General features: G+C 67.4%; 14 protein-coding genes, 1 tRNA gene and 1 other RNA gene. 6 read left to right on the forward strand and 10 right to left on the reverse strand.

All coding sequences use genetic code 11. From position 1 onward, the window contains the following. Positions 1-245 precede the first annotated feature (245 nt). Positions 246-331, reverse strand: a tRNA-Ser gene (locus tag CSQ99_RS24880). A 68-nt stretch (positions 332-399) separates the two neighbouring features. On the opposite strand from CSQ99_RS24880, the gene ffs reads away from it, so the two are divergent. Beyond that, an RNA gene (gene ffs / locus CSQ99_RS24885) (signal recognition particle sRNA small type) lies at positions 400-496 on the forward strand. 27 nt (positions 497-523) lie between these two features. Further along, positions 524-1,801 (forward strand): aspartate aminotransferase type Ic, encoded by a 1,278-nt coding sequence (locus CSQ99_RS24890; RefSeq protein WP_099041715.1) that lies wholly within the window; start codon positions 524-526, stop codon positions 1,799-1,801. Between the two features lie 7 nt (positions 1,802-1,808). On the opposite strand, the gene CSQ99_RS24895 is transcribed toward CSQ99_RS24890, so the two are convergent. From CSQ99_RS24895 to CSQ99_RS24915, 6 genes are all read right to left on the reverse strand, one after another. Next, positions 1,809-2,567, reverse strand: a complete 759-nt coding sequence (locus CSQ99_RS24895) for an RNA polymerase sigma factor (RefSeq protein ID WP_099041675.1) — start codon at positions 2,565-2,567, stop codon at positions 1,809-1,811. A 197-nt stretch (positions 2,568-2,764) separates the two neighbouring features. After that, positions 2,765-2,941 carry a hypothetical protein gene (locus tag CSQ99_RS31070; protein ID WP_176561210.1) on the reverse strand — a complete coding sequence of 59 codons (177 nt, stop codon included), beginning with the start codon at positions 2,939-2,941 and terminating at the stop codon, positions 2,765-2,767. A gap of 195 nt (positions 2,942-3,136) precedes the next feature. Next, the gene (locus tag CSQ99_RS24900) at positions 3,137-3,382 is read right to left on the reverse strand and encodes a hypothetical protein (RefSeq protein WP_099041676.1); all 246 of its coding nucleotides are present in this window, start codon (positions 3,380-3,382) and stop codon (positions 3,137-3,139) included. 99 nt (positions 3,383-3,481) lie between these two features. Further along, positions 3,482-6,547 carry a lantibiotic dehydratase gene (locus tag CSQ99_RS24905; RefSeq protein ID WP_099041677.1) on the reverse strand — a complete coding sequence of 1,022 codons (3,066 nt, stop codon included), beginning with the start codon at positions 6,545-6,547 and terminating at the stop codon, positions 3,482-3,484. 8 nt (positions 6,548-6,555) lie between these two features. Then, on the reverse strand, positions 6,556-8,709 hold the full coding sequence (locus CSQ99_RS24910) for a peptidase domain-containing ABC transporter (RefSeq protein ID WP_099041678.1): 2,154 nt from the start codon (positions 8,707-8,709) through the stop codon (positions 6,556-6,558). Beyond that, a complete protein-coding gene (locus CSQ99_RS24915; protein ID WP_099041679.1) occupies positions 8,706-9,161 on the reverse strand; it encodes a hypothetical protein in 456 nt (151 codons plus the stop codon). Before CSQ99_RS24915 ends, CSQ99_RS24910 begins: the two co-directional genes overlap by 4 nt. 143 nt (positions 9,162-9,304) lie before the next feature. Here CSQ99_RS24915 and CSQ99_RS24920 point away from each other — a divergent pair, with 143 nt between their 5' ends. After that, a complete protein-coding gene (locus CSQ99_RS24920) occupies positions 9,305-11,200 on the forward strand; it encodes a DNA polymerase III subunits gamma/tau (RefSeq protein WP_099041680.1) in 1,896 nt (631 codons plus the stop codon). Here the strand turns inward: CSQ99_RS24920 and CSQ99_RS24925 are convergent. Both CSQ99_RS24925 and CSQ99_RS24930 read right to left on the reverse strand, forming a co-directional pair. Continuing rightward, positions 11,197-12,510 carry a class I SAM-dependent methyltransferase gene (locus CSQ99_RS24925; RefSeq protein WP_099041681.1) on the reverse strand — a complete coding sequence of 438 codons (1,314 nt, stop codon included), beginning with the start codon at positions 12,508-12,510 and terminating at the stop codon, positions 11,197-11,199. The genes CSQ99_RS24920 and CSQ99_RS24925 overlap by 4 nt on opposite strands. After that, positions 12,507-13,907, reverse strand: a complete 1,401-nt coding sequence (locus CSQ99_RS24930; RefSeq protein WP_099041682.1) for an FAD-binding oxidoreductase — start codon at positions 13,905-13,907, stop codon at positions 12,507-12,509. The genes CSQ99_RS24925 and CSQ99_RS24930 overlap by 4 nt, the downstream gene beginning before the upstream one ends. Before the next feature lie 90 nt (positions 13,908-13,997). Here CSQ99_RS24930 and CSQ99_RS24935 point away from each other — a divergent pair, with 90 nt between their 5' ends. Next, positions 13,998-14,438 carry an SRPBCC family protein gene (locus CSQ99_RS24935; protein ID WP_099041683.1) on the forward strand — a complete coding sequence of 147 codons (441 nt, stop codon included), beginning with the start codon at positions 13,998-14,000 and terminating at the stop codon, positions 14,436-14,438. 168 nt (positions 14,439-14,606) lie between these two features. Here the strand turns inward: CSQ99_RS24935 and CSQ99_RS24940 are convergent, their stop codons facing one another. Continuing rightward, a complete protein-coding gene (locus CSQ99_RS24940; RefSeq protein WP_176561211.1) occupies positions 14,607-15,374 on the reverse strand; it encodes an Rv3717 family N-acetylmuramoyl-L-alanine amidase in 768 nt (255 codons plus the stop codon). An 88-nt stretch (positions 15,375-15,462) separates the two neighbouring features. Here CSQ99_RS24940 and CSQ99_RS24945 point away from each other — a divergent pair, with 88 nt between their 5' ends. Together CSQ99_RS24945 and recR are read left to right on the forward strand one after the other, a co-directional pair. Continuing rightward, positions 15,463-15,801 (forward strand): YbaB/EbfC family nucleoid-associated protein, encoded by a 339-nt coding sequence (locus tag CSQ99_RS24945; RefSeq protein WP_099041684.1) that lies wholly within the window; start codon positions 15,463-15,465, stop codon positions 15,799-15,801. Position 15,802: 1 nt separating this feature from the next. Beyond that, on the forward strand, positions 15,803-16,414 hold the full coding sequence (gene recR, locus CSQ99_RS24950; RefSeq protein ID WP_099041685.1) for a recombination mediator RecR: 612 nt from the start codon (positions 15,803-15,805) through the stop codon (positions 16,412-16,414). Positions 16,415-16,492: the final 78 nt, after the last annotated feature.

Below are 16,492 nucleotides of genomic sequence, written 5' to 3' on the forward strand. Positions count from 1 at the left end.
CGGCGCGGTGTTCCACAAAGGCAAGCTACTCGAACGGCCCGTTGGCATCACACCCGCCGAGAGCGACGAATCAACCGAAACCGAGGTCGCCTGAAACAACCTCATCCACAGGTCTTGACAATATCTCCGCACGAGAACGAGGCGTGCCACAAGACCGCGACCCAGCGCCGCATGCTCCTCCTAGAGGTTGTTGGTCCGAGGTGCGACCGCGATATTCGTGATGTAGTCGCACCTCGGCCCGAGTGCGGAGGATAGGGGATTTGAACCCCTGAGGGCTATTAACCCAACCCGCGTTCCAGGCGAGCGCCATAGGCCACTAGGCGAATCCTCCGCCGGTCATGGTAGCGGACGGGCGTGATGCGCCCGTCGAACCGCGTTCAGGCCGGGTACTAGACTCCCTTCTGGACCCCGCGCGGCGTCTATCCTGTGAACTCCCCCAGGGCCGGAAGGCAGCAAGGGTCAATGGGCTCTGGCGGGTGCGCGGGGTCCCCTTGGTTTCCCGCCTCCAGTGAAAGGCGCCCTCGTGTCGTTTCAGTCGCTCGGCCCTGCGGAACTCCGCGCACAGCACGAGTTTCAGACGAGCAATTACGCCGAGCTGGCGGCCAAAGGCCTCAAGCTCGACCTGACCCGGGGTAAACCGTCCGCGGCCCAGCTGGATCTGTCCAACGCGCTGCTGGACCTCCCTGGGAAAGACGCCTTCCGGGACGGGGAAGGCACCGACACCCGCAACTACGGCGGCCTGCACGGGCTGCCCGAGTTGCGCGCCATCTTCGGCGAGTTGCTCGGCATCGGTGTGCCCAACCTGATCGCGGGCAACAACGCCAGTCTCGAGTTCATGCACGACGTCGTGATGTTCACCATGCTGCACGGCGGCGTCGATTCGCCGCGGCCGTGGGCGCAAGAACCCGCGTTGAAATTCCTCTGTCCGGCGCCCGGGTATGACCGGCACTTCGCGATCACCGAGACCCTCGGCATCGAGATGATCACCGTGCCGATGCTCGAGGACGGTCCGGACGTCGACCTGATCGAAGAGTTGGTCGCGGTCGATCCGGCCATCAAGGGCATGTGGTGCGTTCCGGTGTACTCGAACCCGACCGGCGTGACATATTCGTGGGAGAAGGTGCGGCGGCTGGTCCAGATGCGTACCGCTGCAAACGATTTCCGGCTGATGTGGGACAACGCCTACGCCGTTCACACGTTGACCCATGATTTCGAGCAGAACATCGACGTTTTAGGTCTGGCCGAAGCCGCGGGCAACCCGAACCGGCCCCTGGTGTTCGCGTCGACGTCGAAGATCACCTTCGCGGGCGCCGGGGTGAGCTTCTTCGGCGGCTCGCTCGGCAACATCGCCTGGTATCTGCAGTACGCGGGCAAGAAGTCGATCGGGCCGGACAAGGTCAACCAGCTCCGGCATCTGCGGTTCTTCGGTGACGCCGACGGGGTGCGCCTGCAGATGCGGCGCCACCAGGAACTGCTGGCCCCCAAGTTCGCCACCGTGCTGGAGATCCTTGCCGACCGGTTGGGCGAGCCGAAGATCGCCTCGTGGACCGAGCCGAAGGGCGGCTACTTCGTGAGCCTGGACGTGCTGCCGGGCACGGCGCGTCGCACCATCGCGCTGGCGAAGGACGCCGGAATCGCGGTCACCGAGGCCGGCGCCACATTCCCGTACCGAAAAGACCCGGAGGACAAGAATATCCGGATCGCACCGTCGTTTCCGCCGCTGCCCGAATTGCGCGAAGCGATGGAAGGCCTGGCGACCTGCGCGCTGCTGTCGGCAACCGAAGCGCTGCTGAAGGACTGAGTCGCTTTCAGGTCAGCTTCTTGATGACGGCGCAGCCGACCATGGCCACGGAGCTGACCAGGCTGCGGCGGTAGGCCTCGCAGGTCGGGCATGACTCGATATGGCGCGCAATGCGTTTGCGCATCAGCACGTTGAACTGTCCGTCCCAATCAGAGACGGCCGCGGCTAGTTCCGGGCATCCGTGCTGGGCGGCCCGCCGGGCCACCAACAGCGCACCCAACGAGCGTTCGAACGTGTGGCGCAGCCGTTGCAGAAGCTTCTTTGCGCAGTCGTGGCTGACGCCGAGCGCCTCCGCGAGCTCGGGGCCGGCCAGACCCTGGCGGTAGGCCAACTCCAGTACGTTGCGATCGCGGTCGCACAATCCCCGCGCAGCCGCAACGACCAGCGCAGCGAGCTCGTTCTGTGCGGTCAGGGTGAACGGGCCGGGACCTAGGGCTGCCGTGTCGGGCACCGCGTCGAAGGCGGGTTCGCGACGCCGTTCGTGCAGCGTGCGCAACGCGGTGCGGCGGGCGATGGAGTAGAGCCACGGCCGCAGCTTGTCGGGCTCACGCAGCTTGGGCAGCTCGGCTGCCGCGATGCAGAAGACGTCCTGCACGCAGTCGGCGGCCGTGTGCTGGTCGCGCACCAGTCCCACGCAGTAGTCGTGAAGCCGGCCCGCGTAGCGGTGGTAGATGGCGCCCAATGCCACGCGGTCGCCTGCCGCCGCGGCGATGGCAAGCTCCGCGTCGCTGAGGGTGCGTACCGGCGGTGTGGTCGTGGATGCCATGGGTGAAATCGTCGCTTCTCGGCGCGTCTGCCGTAATCGCCGCGAGGCCAGATTCCACTTCCGAGAGGAAAGGGTTTCCTGTCCGCCAGGTAAGCCGGCACCCAACAACGACGACCGCCCCACAACCGAGGGAGGCGGTTGTGGGGCGGTCTGGTGATAGTCAGTGGCCGGCTACGTCGGGTGTAGCCGCGCCCGACTTACTTCTTCGTGTGGCGGGTGCCGGTCCCGGTGCCGGTGCCAGTGCCGGTGCCCGTGCCCGTGCCCGTTCCGGTTCCGGTGCCGTTGCCGCGGCCACCGTGAGCCAGGCTCATCTCATCGGCGGTCAGGGTGCGGATGCTCTGGCGGCGCAGGGCCAGCTTGTTGTTTGCGTTCATTGGTGTTCTCCTCCAGGATGTCGCTGCCCCGGGTGGGCCGCGTTCATAGGTAAGAGGTCCGAACCCGTTGAAAGGGGACGCTTTTAGCGCGAAATTGTCTTCGGCCATGGGCTCTCGCCACCGCACGCAGAACACCGCCCCACAACCGAAGGGGATGACGGTTGTGGGGCGGTGCCGTGGGGGTGATGCGAGTCGCTAGGCGATGGTCGCCGTCTGCGGGGGCAGATCGGTCGACGTCAGCGTCGGGTTGCGGGTGCCCGTGGTGCGCACCGTCGTGTGCTTGGTGGTCTTGGTGGGGCCGGTTCCGGTTCCGGTGCCGGTGCCGTTTCCGCCGCCGGTGCCGTTGCCGCCCTCGCCACCGTGGGCCATGCTCAGCTCATCGGCGGTCAGGGTGCGGATACTCTGCCGGCGCAGGGCCAGTTTGTCGCGGTTGGTGTTCATTGGTTTCCTCCTGGTGTGGTGCGGCCCGGGTGGACCGCTGATACTCCTAAGAGCGTCAAACCCGTTGGCAGGGGACACTTTTACGGCCGTGCCTGCACGTCAGCGACGCGCGATCTGGCTGGCGTAGTGGCGATCGAGGAAGCTCAGCAGGATCAGTTCGTGGGTGCGGGCGGCCGACCGAAGCAGACGGACCGCGTTGAGGTGGCTGAAGCTGTGCAACAGCGCATCGTAGGGCTGCGTCAGCTCACCGCGCGACGAACGGCCCGCCAGCTCCGCGAACAGGGGCGCCATCCGTTCGGATCGCCGCCGCAACGCCCTACGTGCCGGCTCATAGGGGTGTTCGCTGCTGTCGTCGAGCAGCGCCGTCACGTCCGCTCGTTCGCCACGCCACCGGTGGCCGATGCCGGGATCGAGGTTGGTCGCGTTCGGGTACTCGGGCCGATAACCGGCGACACCGGCCTTCGCCCAGTCGCGTCGCTGCTGCATGTCGAGGCCGGCGTCTGCCAACAGTCGGTCGGTGGCGTACAGGCACAGCTTCCAGCGTGCGTCTGGCGCGCCCTCGTCGAAGTACCCGCCGTCGAGCATGCCGAGCACTTCGAGCACTGCGTCGCTGTCCGCGGCGTGGATCTGCTCGGCGATATCGATACCGGCGTCACCGCCGTATCTTTCGACCTCGCGGTCATAGGTGTCGGTCGACACCTTCCACGCCGTGCCGTCTCCGAGGTGCGGGGCCAGCGCGTCGGTGAGCGCAGGCAGTGCGTGTTCGCGCAGCGCGGTCGGGTCGCCGTGCAAGCGGAACCTGAGGTGGTGGTCCGGGTCGGCGTAGCGCAGGAAGAACCAGCGGTCGAGGGTCCCGACGTCGCGCAACTTGGCGATGACGGGACCCACCGAGTCGGTGAGGATGCGGTCCGCGGAGGCGGTCCCCGTATACGCCTTGAGATACAGCCATTCGCTTCCCGGCGCGAAGCTGCGTCGCGCAGCCGGTGCCCGCCAGGGCCGGGGCGCCGTCGCCGGTTCACCCGCGCGCAGGAAGGGCACGATGACCTCGTGCGCGAAACGACCCTGCGGGCCGGTGGCGACCGCGCTCGCCAGCACCTCCTCGATGACAGCCGCAGACCGACCCCGCAGGACCTTGGCCGCCGTGGCAACCAGGGCGGGGCTCGCGGTGTCGACATAGAGGCGGTTGTCGCCGTCGGTGATCAGCAGCTCGGAGGGCAGCTCGCGGGCGTCGCTCAGCGCCGCCCATCCGGAGATCGGGTCGGATCCGGTGATCGACTTGATCTCGTCGGCGCAAAGACGCCAGCGGGCCCGGGCCAGCACCAGCTTTCCCGCTGTGACGCGCGGAAGTGTCGGCGCGGACGACAGTGCGCCCCAATCCCATCCGAGTCCGGCAGCGACTCCGTCGTTCTGCAGCGCCGCCAAGAACCGGTAGACCCCGAACCCGCGCCACGCCGGATTGTGCGCCGTGGTCAGCCGCGGCCTGACTTCGGCGGCCAGCCGCGGGCTGTAGAGAACCACGCGATCACCGTCGAGGCGCACGGTCAGCTCGTCGACGCTGATCTGACGATCGGCAGGCGCTCCTGAGCGGCCCAGCAGCACCAGCTCGTAGTCGCGCAGCACCGGCCGCGCCAGGACGTTGCCGACGCGTCCTTCGGGCAGGTGGATGATCTCGGCGAACACGACGCCGGGTGCCTTCGCTTCTTCGGCGCGCAGATGGGAACGCACCGCATCATGTAGACGGCGATCGCCGTGGCAGAACCGACCGAGGAGTTCGGCCCCCGATGGCCCACTGGCGCTTTGGATTTCGATGCCGTCGTCCAGCACGCTGGCGAACACGGCCAGTGCGTCGGGCAGTGGCAGCGGTGTCGCGGTGACAAGGCGAGCCACGGTGGCCGCATCGAGTTCGAGGTGGCCGGCGCCGCTTTCACGCGCCCGCATCAGAAGGTCGAGAAGCGTCGCATCGCGCGCGGTGAATGCGTAGTTGCCTGCCACTCCGCCCAAGTCCATGCCGGCCAGCAGCGAGGACTCGTCCGCGGCCGGATGCGGCGATCGGTCGTAGCCGATGCCCATCTCCTCGTCGAGGGCCTCCATCAGGGGCACCTCGCGGTCCTCGTAGCGGGCCGCAAAGTCGGCCTTGAACCGGCTCAATGCCGGATCGTCGCCGTGAGACGAAAGGCGGTGCAGCAGATCCACGCCCATCGCCAGTTGCTGCACCGCGTCTTTCCCGAGGGTCAGACCCGAGCCGGCCCGGTGCAGGTCGACCTGGATCAGCCGGGCACTGTCGCCGCCACCGGCAAGCTCGAGCAGGCTGTTCGCCACGCCGTCGTATGCCGCGGGCGGATTTCCGAGCCCGGCGGTGTCGAGCTTGGTGAGCTCCCCGGACACCCGGTCGAGCGCCGCGGACGTCGCGGCCAGGCCAGGTCCGCTCAGCGACGCGAGCACGTGGGCCAACGGCTCAGGGCCCGTCACGGCCGGCTCTGCCACCGGGGTCAGCACACGGGCCTCGATGAGGGCGTCGACGTAATCGCGTGCCTCGGCTGCCTCGGCACCGGTCTCGGCCTGGACCGCGTCAGCGACTTCCTCGACCGAACGACCGCCGGTGGCCGCGTCCATGGCGCACCGCAGCGGCGCGTCGTCCTCGATCAGGACCAGATGATGGGTGCGCCTGCCGTCGCGCGACCGGCTCTCGATGATGCGCATCGCTCCGCCGGCGTGGTAGCGGCTGGAGTTGGGCTCGACGGCCATCGCCGGCCGCGTCGAGGCGTCGTTCAGCAGACGTTCCACGAGTGCGGCGAGCACCTCGGTGTCGGGTCTGCTGTGCCGGGTGGTGCCATCGGGACCGTCGACCGTCAACGCGGTGGTATCGCCGATCGATCCCAGCGAGCAGCCCGCGAACAGCCCGAAAGGCGTTGCACGGGTGCACATCCGAACCAGATAGGCGGTCACGGAGGCGGCCACCTTGTCATCCGGCTTGCCTTCTGCCAAGCGCTGCAACAGCCCGGGTGATGCGAGATGCAATGCCTCGCGGACCTCCGGTCGCTCGGCGAGGACCTGCCAGTACTGCGCGTCAGCGCGTAGGCGATCCAGTTCCTCCATCGGGAGCAGCGGGGCGCGCATGACGAAGAAACCGCTTGGCGTCAACTGCGGCGTCGGTGGGGTATTCATTTCGACTCCTAACGTCCTGCTCCGACGAGCTGGCCTGCGACGAGCTGTGCGTAATGACCGTCTGCGGCCATCAGGTCGCGATGGCGGCCGACCTCGACGACCCGGCCTTGGTCCATCACGACGATGCAGTCGGCGTCGACGACCGTCGCGAGCCGATGGGCGACCAGCACGACGGTGCAGCCGAGCCGGGCGATGTTGGCATGCACCTTCGCCTCGGTGACGGTGTCCAGATTGCTGGTGGCCTCGTCGAGCAGCAGGAGCCGTGGCTGGGTCGCCAGCGCGCGGGCCAGGGCCAGCCGCTGGCGTTGGCCACCGGAGAGCGAGGCGCCCGCGTCGACCAGCGGGGTGTCCCAACCCATCGGCATCGCGTGGATGTCCTCGGCGATGCCGGCCTGCTCGGCGGCCTCCTCCAGGCGCTCCAGCGGAAGGCTCGGGTCGCCGAGACTGAGGTTGTCGCGAATCGACAGGCCGAAGATGTACGGATCCTGGGTGACCACCCCGATCTGCGATCGCACGCTGCGGGGAAGCATTGCCGCCAAATCGATCCCGTCGAGCACGACCCGACCCGCTTCGGGTGCGTACAGACCCAGCAGCAGCCGGCCCAGCGTGGACTTCCCCGAGCCGGAGCGCCCGACGACGGCCAGCACCTGCCCGGGGCGCACGTCGAGGTCGACGCCATCGATGGCCGGGGGGCCGTGCGGCGTGTAGCGGAAGGTGAGTCCCTCGGCGCGCAGCGCTCCGGTGAGCGCAGGAGCGTGCTGCAGGTCGCGCCCGGCGGTTTCGGTAGGGGTGTTGAACACGTCGTCCAGGCGGGCCATGTAGCTGCCGAGGAGTTGGATCTGCAGGACGGTTCCGACGAGCACGCCAAGCGGTTCCAGGAACGCGGTGGACAGTGCGGCCAACGCGAGCATGGTGCCCAGCGAGAGCTGCCCGCTGCCGACGAGGTAGGCCCCGAACAACAGCACCGCGATCGGCGAGAGCAGGGACAGTCCGTGCAGCGCGGTCTCGACGGCGGCCGAGAGACGCCCGCGACGCAACGAGACGTTCAGCTCGGCCACGAACAAGTTCGTCCAGTGCGATACCGCCCGCCGTTCGGCGCCGGCGGCCTTCAAAGTTTCGACCGCAGAGAACATCTCGTAGGCGTAGGACTGCGAGCGGGCCTCGGTGGCCAGTGCCTCGCCCATCAGATGCTGGTTGCGTCGCCGCGCCGACAACAGGACGACGACCTGGGCGGCACCGAGGATCACCACAAGGAATCCCAGCTGCGGCGACAGGATGAAGATCAACACGAGATAGGTGGTGGCCAGGACGCCGTCCAGCAGCGCGGCAATCGTTCCGCTGGTCAGGATCTCGCGGACCGTCGCATTGCTGCGCAGCCGCATCATCAGGTCCCCCGACGAGCGTTTGAGGAAGAACGCGTACGGCAGGTCCACCAGGTGTTCGAGGAAGCCCAGCGTCATCTCGACGTCGAGCCGGCTGCGCAACCGCAGCAGCAGGTGGGCCCGCAGGAACGTGGCGAGCGCCGAATAGCAGATCAGTGCGGCCATCACCGCGGCGACAACCCACAGCAGGCGGTCGTCGCCGGCTGGCACGATCTGATCCACGATGACGCCGGTGAGGATCGGCACCGCCAGCGCCATCAGGCGCACCACCACCGAGGTGGCCAGCACCTTGCCGATTCCACTCGAGCGGGTCATCAGTCGTCGCGCATGGTGCAGCGCACCCGGCGCCCGTCGTCCGCCGGTGCTGAACGTGTCGCCGGGCTCGAGCATGATCGCGACCCCGCTGTACAGATCGCTGACGGCCTGCCACGAAACCCGATAGCTGCCGGCGGCGGGATCGACGATCGTGACTCCTCGCCGCGACGTCGAATCCAGGACAACGAAATGTGCTGCTCCCCAATGCAATACGGTTCCCCGAGGCAACATCTGCAGATCGTCGAGTTCGGTGGCCACCCCGCGGGCACGAAGGCCGTATGTGGTGGCGGCTTCAGCCAGCCGCAGCGCATCGACGCCGTCGCGGCCGGTGCCGGTGGCCGCGTGCATCTCCGAAAGCGACACATGGCGGCCGTGATAGGCGAGCGCCATGCACATCGCGGCGGCGCCGCAATCGGCCATCTCGGCCTGCGCGATATAGGGGATTGCGCGCCGTCGCCAGCTCACCAGAACCTCGGGAGGAACACGTCGATCAGCCGTTGGCGTTCGGCGGGGACCACAAGCTCACCGGCGGTTGCCGGGGTGGGCTCCTGCAATCGGGCGGTTACCTCGGTCGCGGTGACGTCGACGACAACCGCGTCGACTGGTAGCCCGAACGCATGGCGGAACTGCACCGCGGCGCCGGGGGAGGGCGGCGGCGGTGGCCCCGCGGCGCGGTCCGCGGTCAGGGTCGTGCCCTGGACGATTGCCGGCAGTGTCGCGGTCTGTTCGACGGTGACCGTGCCGACGGTGACAGCGCCCGCCATCAACAGCACGATCAGCGCGGCCAGTCCCGCATCAAGCCATCGGGGGTTCTTGATCAACTCACCGGGGCGGGCTCCCGCCGTCTGACGGTCCCGCCAGCTCGCGCGAAACACGGACTCATACCGGACTTCACCGTCGGTCACATTCTCGTTCACATCGACTCCCCAAAGTGTGGCGCCTTGTTGGCATCACTGGTACGAGGAGCGAGCGCGGCGAACGGTGACACTTTTCCCCGCAGAATTGCCGATTTGGTTACACGGCCCGCGGCGGCGTCACCGGGCCTCGGTAGCCTCTGACCGTGGCGCTCTACCGCAAGTACCGACCCGCGACATTCGCCGACGTGGTTGGCCAGGAGCACGTCACAGAACCCCTGTCCACAGCGTTGACGGCCGGCCGGATCAACCATGCGTACCTGTTCTCCGGGCCACGAGGATGCGGTAAGACGTCGTCGGCACGGATCCTGGCCCGCTCGCTGAACTGTGCGCAGGGGCCGACGGCCACACCGTGCGGGGTGTGTGACTCATGTGTGGCGCTGGCGCCCAGCGGGGGCGGCAGCGTCGATGTCACCGAACTCGACGCCGCCAGTCACGGCGGTGTGGACGACACCCGCGAGCTGCGCGACCGCGCGTTCTACGCCCCGGCTCAGTCGCGGTACCGCATCTTCATCATCGACGAAGCGCACATGGTCACCACGGCGGGCTTCAACGCCCTGCTGAAGATCGTCGAGGAGCCGCCGGAGCATCTGATCTTCGTGTTCGCCACCACCGAGCCGGAGAAGGTGCTGCCGACCATTCGCTCGCGCACGCATCACTACCCGTTCCGGTTGTTGGCGCCGCGGACCATGCGCTCACTTCTCGAGCGCATTTGCGCGCAGGAGAACGTGACGGTCGACGACGCGGTGTACCCGCTCGTCATCCGCGCCGGCGGCGGATCGCCGCGAGACACGCTGTCGGTGCTCGACCAGTTGTTGGCCGGTGCGGACGGCAATCAGGTGAGCTACCCGCGGGCGCTGTCGCTGCTGGGCGCCACCGATGTGGCGCTGATCGACGATGCGATCGACGCGCTCGCGGCTGGGGACGCCGCGGCGCTCTTCGGAGCCGTCGAGGGGGTGATCGACGCCGGCCACGACCCGCGGCGGTTCGCCACCGATCTGCTGGAGCGTTTTCGCGATCTGATTGTGCTGCAGTCGGTTCCCGACGCGGTCGCCCGCGGCGTGGTGGACGGTCCCGAGGACGTGCTGGATCGGATGCGCGATCAGTCGGCGCGGGTCGGCTCCGCAACGCTGACCCGCTACGCCGAGGTGGTGCACGCGGGGCTGGGCGAGATGCGCGGTGCCACCGCACCTCGACTGCTGCTCGAAGTCGTGTGCGCGCGACTGCTGCTGCCGTCGGCCCACGACACCGAGTCGGCGTTGTTGCAGCGCGTCGAGCGCATCGAGACCCGGTTGGACATGTCGATCCCTGCGGGCGAGCAGTCCGGCGCCCCGAAGCAGTACAGCCGTAGGAGCAAAACCGATCCGCAGGAATCCCAAGCGCCTGCCGAGCCGACGTCCGCACCGGAGTTGAAGCCGGCACTCGAGCCGACGGTGGTGGTCGAGCCGAGGCCCATGCCCGAGCCCACGCCGGCGCCGTCGGCCCCCGAGGCCCCGTCGGCCACGGAGCCCGAGGCGTCCCCTCCGGCGGTGCGGCAGCCGGCCGATCCCGTCGTCGCGGCGCCCGCGCCCGCAGCAGTCACGGGCGAGCCGAATGCCGCAGCGGTACGCGGCATGTGGACGACGGTGCGCGAGAAGGTCCGTCAGCGCAGCCGCACCACCGAGGTGATGCTGGCGGGCGCCATCGTTCGCGCCGTCGACGGCGACACCCTGGTGCTCAGCCACGAGTCTGCGCCGCTGGCCAAGCGGCTCACCGAGCAGCGCAACGCCGACGTCATCCGCGAGGCGCTCAAGGATGCGTTGGGTGTCGACTGGAAGATCCGGTGCGAGACCGGCCCGGCGGGCCCCCCGCCTGCCCCTGAACCCGATGAGCCGGTGGCGGCTTTTGCGCCACCGCAGAGCGACCGCGACGATGAGGAGAGCATGCTGGCCGAAGCCGGCGGCGACACCTCCGAGACACCGCGTCGGGACCCGGAGGAAGTTGCGCTGGAGCTACTTCAGAACGAGCTCGGCGCCCGTCGCATCGACGGCGAACAGGCCTAGGGCGTCCACCACGGGCGTAGCGGGAGGCCGCCGTCGTTGCCGCGCGCGTCGAGCTTGACGGCCAGAACCTGGTGCAGCTGAATGATGTTCGTCTCGAAGCCCACCCGTGAGCCGGCCATGTACAGCCCCCACACCTTCGCGGTGGGCAGCCCGACCTCTTCGACGGCCTCGTCCCAGTGCTCGACGAGGTTGCGGCACCAGTCGCGCAGCGTCAGCGCGTAATGGTGGCGCAGGTTCTCCTCGTGCACCACCTCGAGGCCGACGTTCTGTGCCTCGGTGATGATGCGGCCGGAGCCGGTGAGCTCACCGTCGGGGAAGACGTAGCGGTCGATGAATCCGCCTGCGCTCGCCTCGGTTCGGTTGTCATGGCGGGTGATGCAGTGGTTGAGCAACAGCGCGCCCACCCGCATCTTCGACTGAAGGAACCGGAAATACGCCGGATAGTTCTGGACGCCGATGTGTTCGGTCAGCCCGATCGAGGAGACGGCGTCGAACCCGGATTCACGGATGTCGCGGTAGTCGCCGTGGCGCACCTCGGCCAGGTCGGACAGTCCTTGCTCGGCGATGGCATTGGCCGCCCACTCGGCCTGCTCTTTGGAGAGCGTGACACCGATCGCCTTCACTCCGTGCCGAGCGGCGTAGCGGACCATGCCGCCCCAGCCGCAGCCGACGTCGAGCAGTCGGTCGCCGGGAGACAGCCGCAGCTTCTCGAACACCAGCCGGTACTTGTTCTCCTGCGCCTCTTCCAGCGTGGCGTCGGCATCGGGATAGCACGCGCACGTGTAGGTCATCGACGGACCGAGTACCCACTCGTAGAACTTGTTCGAGACATCGTAGTGGTGATGAATGGCCTCGGCGTCGCGAGTCTTGCTGTGGCGCATCCCCTCCATGACGCGGCGCCAGCGCGGCAGCGCCTCCTGGGGCGGCGGGGCGATCGGCTTCAAATGCTCGACGCCGATTGTGCGCACGATGTTGGCCAGCACGCGCGGGGGCGGAAGCTTGAACTCGAGCTTGTCGGCCAACGCCATGAGCAGCTCGTAGGGGTCGGCAGGATGCACGCCGAGCGGACGGATATCGCCCGACACGTAGGCCCGCGCCAGCCCCAGTTCACCGGGAGCCGTTGCGAGATAGGTGGTGCCGCGGGGGGTCAGCAGGTCGAGGCCGAGTTCAGCGTCCTCGGGTCCGGCGGTACTGCCGTCGTACGCCGTGAACTTCAGCGGGATCTGACCCGAAGCGAAGATCTCCAAGACCTTTGCCAGGGTGAGTTTTCCGGCTGGCGCGTTTGTCGAATGTTCCTTGAACGTAGTCATCGTCTTTGCACCGCCTTTGCATACAGGTCGAGGAGTCTCGAGTCGGGGTCGTAGGTCTTTTTGACGGTCTTGTAGGTCTCTCCACCATAGAGTTCGTCGAACTCCTCGGGGCTGTAGTACGCATCGGAATACAGCGATTTGTGACCTTCGAGTTCGCTGACCTTGCTTTCGATCAACTTGTTCGTGTGGCCCTGTTCTTGAGGGAAGCCGGGGCCAACGGGCACCGACGACCAGAAGCCTATGTTGACGTACGTGCGGTGGGCCCCGATGGGGTACAGCGGCCAGGTGGCATCCTCGCGGAGACGCAACGGACACAACCAGATCGGCTCGATGGGCACGTTGGCCAGGAACCACGACACAAATTCCGCCGCCCGTCCGATCGGCACCTCGATGTCCTGTACGACCCGCTCCAACGGCGGCCTGCCGTTGCGCTTCTCGATCCGGTCGGCGATGTTGAACCGCTGGTCGTACCCGATCAACTTCCAGTAGAAGGCGCTTCGCCGGTAACGCCGCGGCCAGAACCGGCGGATCCGCGGATCCTGCGCGCCGAACGCCCGTGAGCACCAGAACCAATCGGTGTCCCACCGCCACAGGTAGTCGTGGATCGTCAGCCGGTCATGCTTCTCGGCGCCGTTGTCGCCGGCATGCTGGATAGAGCGGTAGTAGATCTGCTGGCCGGTGTAGTCGCTGACCGGACCCGGTGTCGCAGTCTGGAATCCCAGCGTCAGGTAGCTCTCGTCGGCCGAGAACACCACGCCGTCGAGGTAGTCGACGGGCGAACCGTCATGGTCGCCGGTTTCAATGATGCGGTCCATCGTCGCGAAAAGATCTGCCAGCGCGTTGAACCGTAGGTGGCGAATCGCGACGAACGGTTTCACCGGCTCCAGCTCGATCTTTATCCGAACCGAATATCCAAGCGTGCCATAGGAATTGGGGAAGGCATGAAAAAGGTCGGAGTGCTCGCTGGGCGAGGCTGTCACTACCTCACCGGCGCCGGTGAGGATGTCCATCTCCAGCACCGATTCGTGCGGCAGGCCGTTGCGGAACGACGTCGACTCGATGCCGAGTCCGGTGACCGCGCCGCCAAGGGTGATCGTCTTGAGCTGAGGCACCACCAGCGGCGCCAGGCCGTAGGGGAGGGTGGCCGCGACCAGGTCTTCGTAGGTGCACATGCCGGCGACATCGGCGGTGCGGTTCTCGGGGTCGACGGCAATGACCCCGGCCAGGCCCGACACGTCCAGGCCCTTGCCGGACGTCTTCGCGCGGGCTCGAAAGAGGTTCGACGTGGGCTTTGCCAGTCGGACCGTGGCGTTCGGGGGGATCGCCCGATAGCTAGCGAGGAGCCGCCCGACTCCGGCGGAGTGAGCAGTACGTGCGTCGGTCTCGACCATTGACACGGATATACGCTAGTCCGCGGCCGCAAGCGATGCGACCGCACCGACCACTAGAGCACTTCGATACCACCCCCGACCAAGGAGTTTGCACCGATGGGACAGGTCAGCGCGTCCAGCACCGTCGAGATCGCCGCCGCGCCGGAGACCGTGTTGGCGGCAGTCGCCGACTATGCGACCGTGCGCCCGAAGATCCTCTCGCCGCATTACAGCGAGTACCAGGTGCTCGAGGGCGGTCAGGGCGCAGGCACCGTGGCATCGTGGAAGCTGCAGGCCACCAAGTCGCGGGTGCGTGAGGTGAAGGCCGGCGTCGACGTGGCTGGTCATACGGTGATCGAGAAGGACGCCAACTCGACGATGATCACGAACTGGACGGTCTCCCCGGCAGGGGAGGGCTCGTCGGTGACGGTCAAGACGTCGTGGAAGGGCGCAGGCGGCATCGGCGGTTTCTTCGAGAAGACGTTCGCGCCGCTGGGTCTGCGCAAGATTCAGGCTGAGGTGCTGCAGAACCTCAAGAAGCAGGTGGAGGGCCGCTAGCTGGTCTGGGGCGCGCCCCTGAGGAATGTGCCTGACGCGGTCCTACGGTCGAGATTGACGTCAGGGCTGTGATCAGCTGGCAGTGCCTATTTCCAACGACCGTGGTGTCAATCTCGACCGTAGGACCGTAACGAGGCAGTGTCTCCCGCTGTCTCCCGCTGTCTCCCGCTAGCTCGACCCGAGGAAGCCCGCGATACCGCGCACAACGGCATCGGCGTACTTTTGCCGGCCCTCGGGTGACTTCATCAGCGCGGAGTCGGCGGGGTTCTTCATGTTGCCCAGTTCGACGAGGATCGACGGGAACTGCGCGAGGTTGAGCCCGGCGATATCGGACCGCGGATTCAGGCCGCCCGAGCCGATGTAGGTCGACGGCACCAGGCCCGAGGCCTGCAGTTGGTCCTTCATGATCGAGGCGAGCCGCACCGATGGCCCAGCCTGGACGTCGTTGAGCGGCGGGGATGAGTACAGGACATGGAAGCCGCGGCCGGTGGACGGCCCGCCGTCGCCGTGGATGCTGATGACAGCGTCGGGGCGCAGCGAGTTGGCCAGCGCCGCGCGTTCGTCGACGCACGGCCCAACACCGGTGTCGTCGCCTCGCGACATCGCGGTGCGCACACCGAGTGCGGTGAGCGCCTGGCGGATGCGCAGCGTGGTGTCCCAGGCGAACGTGTGCTCCGCATAGCCGTCGTCGGTGGAGGTGCCGCTGGCCTGGCAGTCCTTGGTGCCGCCGCGGCCGGTCGGGACCTGCCGGCTGATGACCGACGCTTCATTGGAGCCGTTGTGGCCGGGGTCGAGGAAGACGATTTTGCCGGCGATGTTGGCCGGCGCCGCCGACGCCGGGCTGACAAGCGTCGATGCGGCGATGAGTAGTCCGGTGGCCACGGCGGCTGAGCCGCGTAATGCTCTGGTGGCACCGACACGCAGGCAGGCATGCACGGGCGCCACCGTAGCGCCGACCGCGACTACTGTTAAAGCCCAACCCGACGAAGCGACCAAGTCGAGACCAATACGCAAGGGGATCGTCATGCAACCCGGTGGTGGTGGCCAGCCCGATATGTCCGCACTCCTGGCACAGGCGCAGCAGGTGCAGCAGCAGTTGATGGAGGCCCAGGCAGCACTGGCTGCGGCCGAGGTCAACGGTCAAGCCGGCGGTGGTCTGGTGCAGGTCACGATGAAGGGCAGCGGCGAGGTGATCGCCGTACGGATCGACCCCAAGGTCGTCGACCCCGAGGACATCGAGACCCTGCAGGACCTCGTTGTCGGTGCGATCGCCGACGCCTCCAAGCAGGTCACCATCCTGGCGCACGACCGTCTCGGACCGTTGGCCGGCGGGATGGGCGACCTAGGCCTGCCGGGACTCTGACTTGTTCGAAGGACCGGTCCAGGATCTGATCGACGAGCTCGGCAAGCTGCCGGGTATCGGGCCGAAGAGCGCGCAGCGGATCGCGTTTCACCTGCTATCCGTCGAGCCGCCACAGATCGACCGGTTGACCGCGGTGCTGGGTCGCATTCGCGACGGCGTGACGTTCTGCGCCGTGTGCGGCAACGTGTCCGACGACGAACGGTGCCGGATCTGTTCGGACTCCCGTCGTGACGGGTCGATGGTGTGCGTCGTCGAGGAGCCCAAGGATGTGCAGGCCGTGGAGCGCACCCGCGAATTCCGCGGCCGTTACCACGTCCTGGGCGGTGCCTTGGATCCGTTGTCGGGTATCGGGCCTGAACAACTGCGAATCCGTGAGCTGCTGAACAGGATTGGCGAGCGGGTCGACGGCGTGGACATCAGCGAGGTGATCATCGCGACCGATCCGAACACCGAAGGCGAAGCCACGGCGACCTATTTGGTGCGGATGCTGCGCGATATCCCGGGTCTGTCCGTGACGCGGATCGCCTCCGGGCTGCCGATGGGCGGTGATCTGGAGTTCGCCGACGAGCTGACGCTGGGCCGCGCGCTCGCGGGCCGTCGCGCGATGGCCTGACTGCACCGTCGCCGAAACGGACAAACGGGCGCGAAAGTGCGAGAACATCGCGCCATTTCGTGGATCTCGGCGATGTGT

The organism is Mycobacterium neglectum, assembly GCF_002591975.1.
Classification (GTDB): domain Bacteria; phylum Actinomycetota; class Actinomycetes; order Mycobacteriales; family Mycobacteriaceae; genus Mycobacterium; species Mycobacterium neglectum.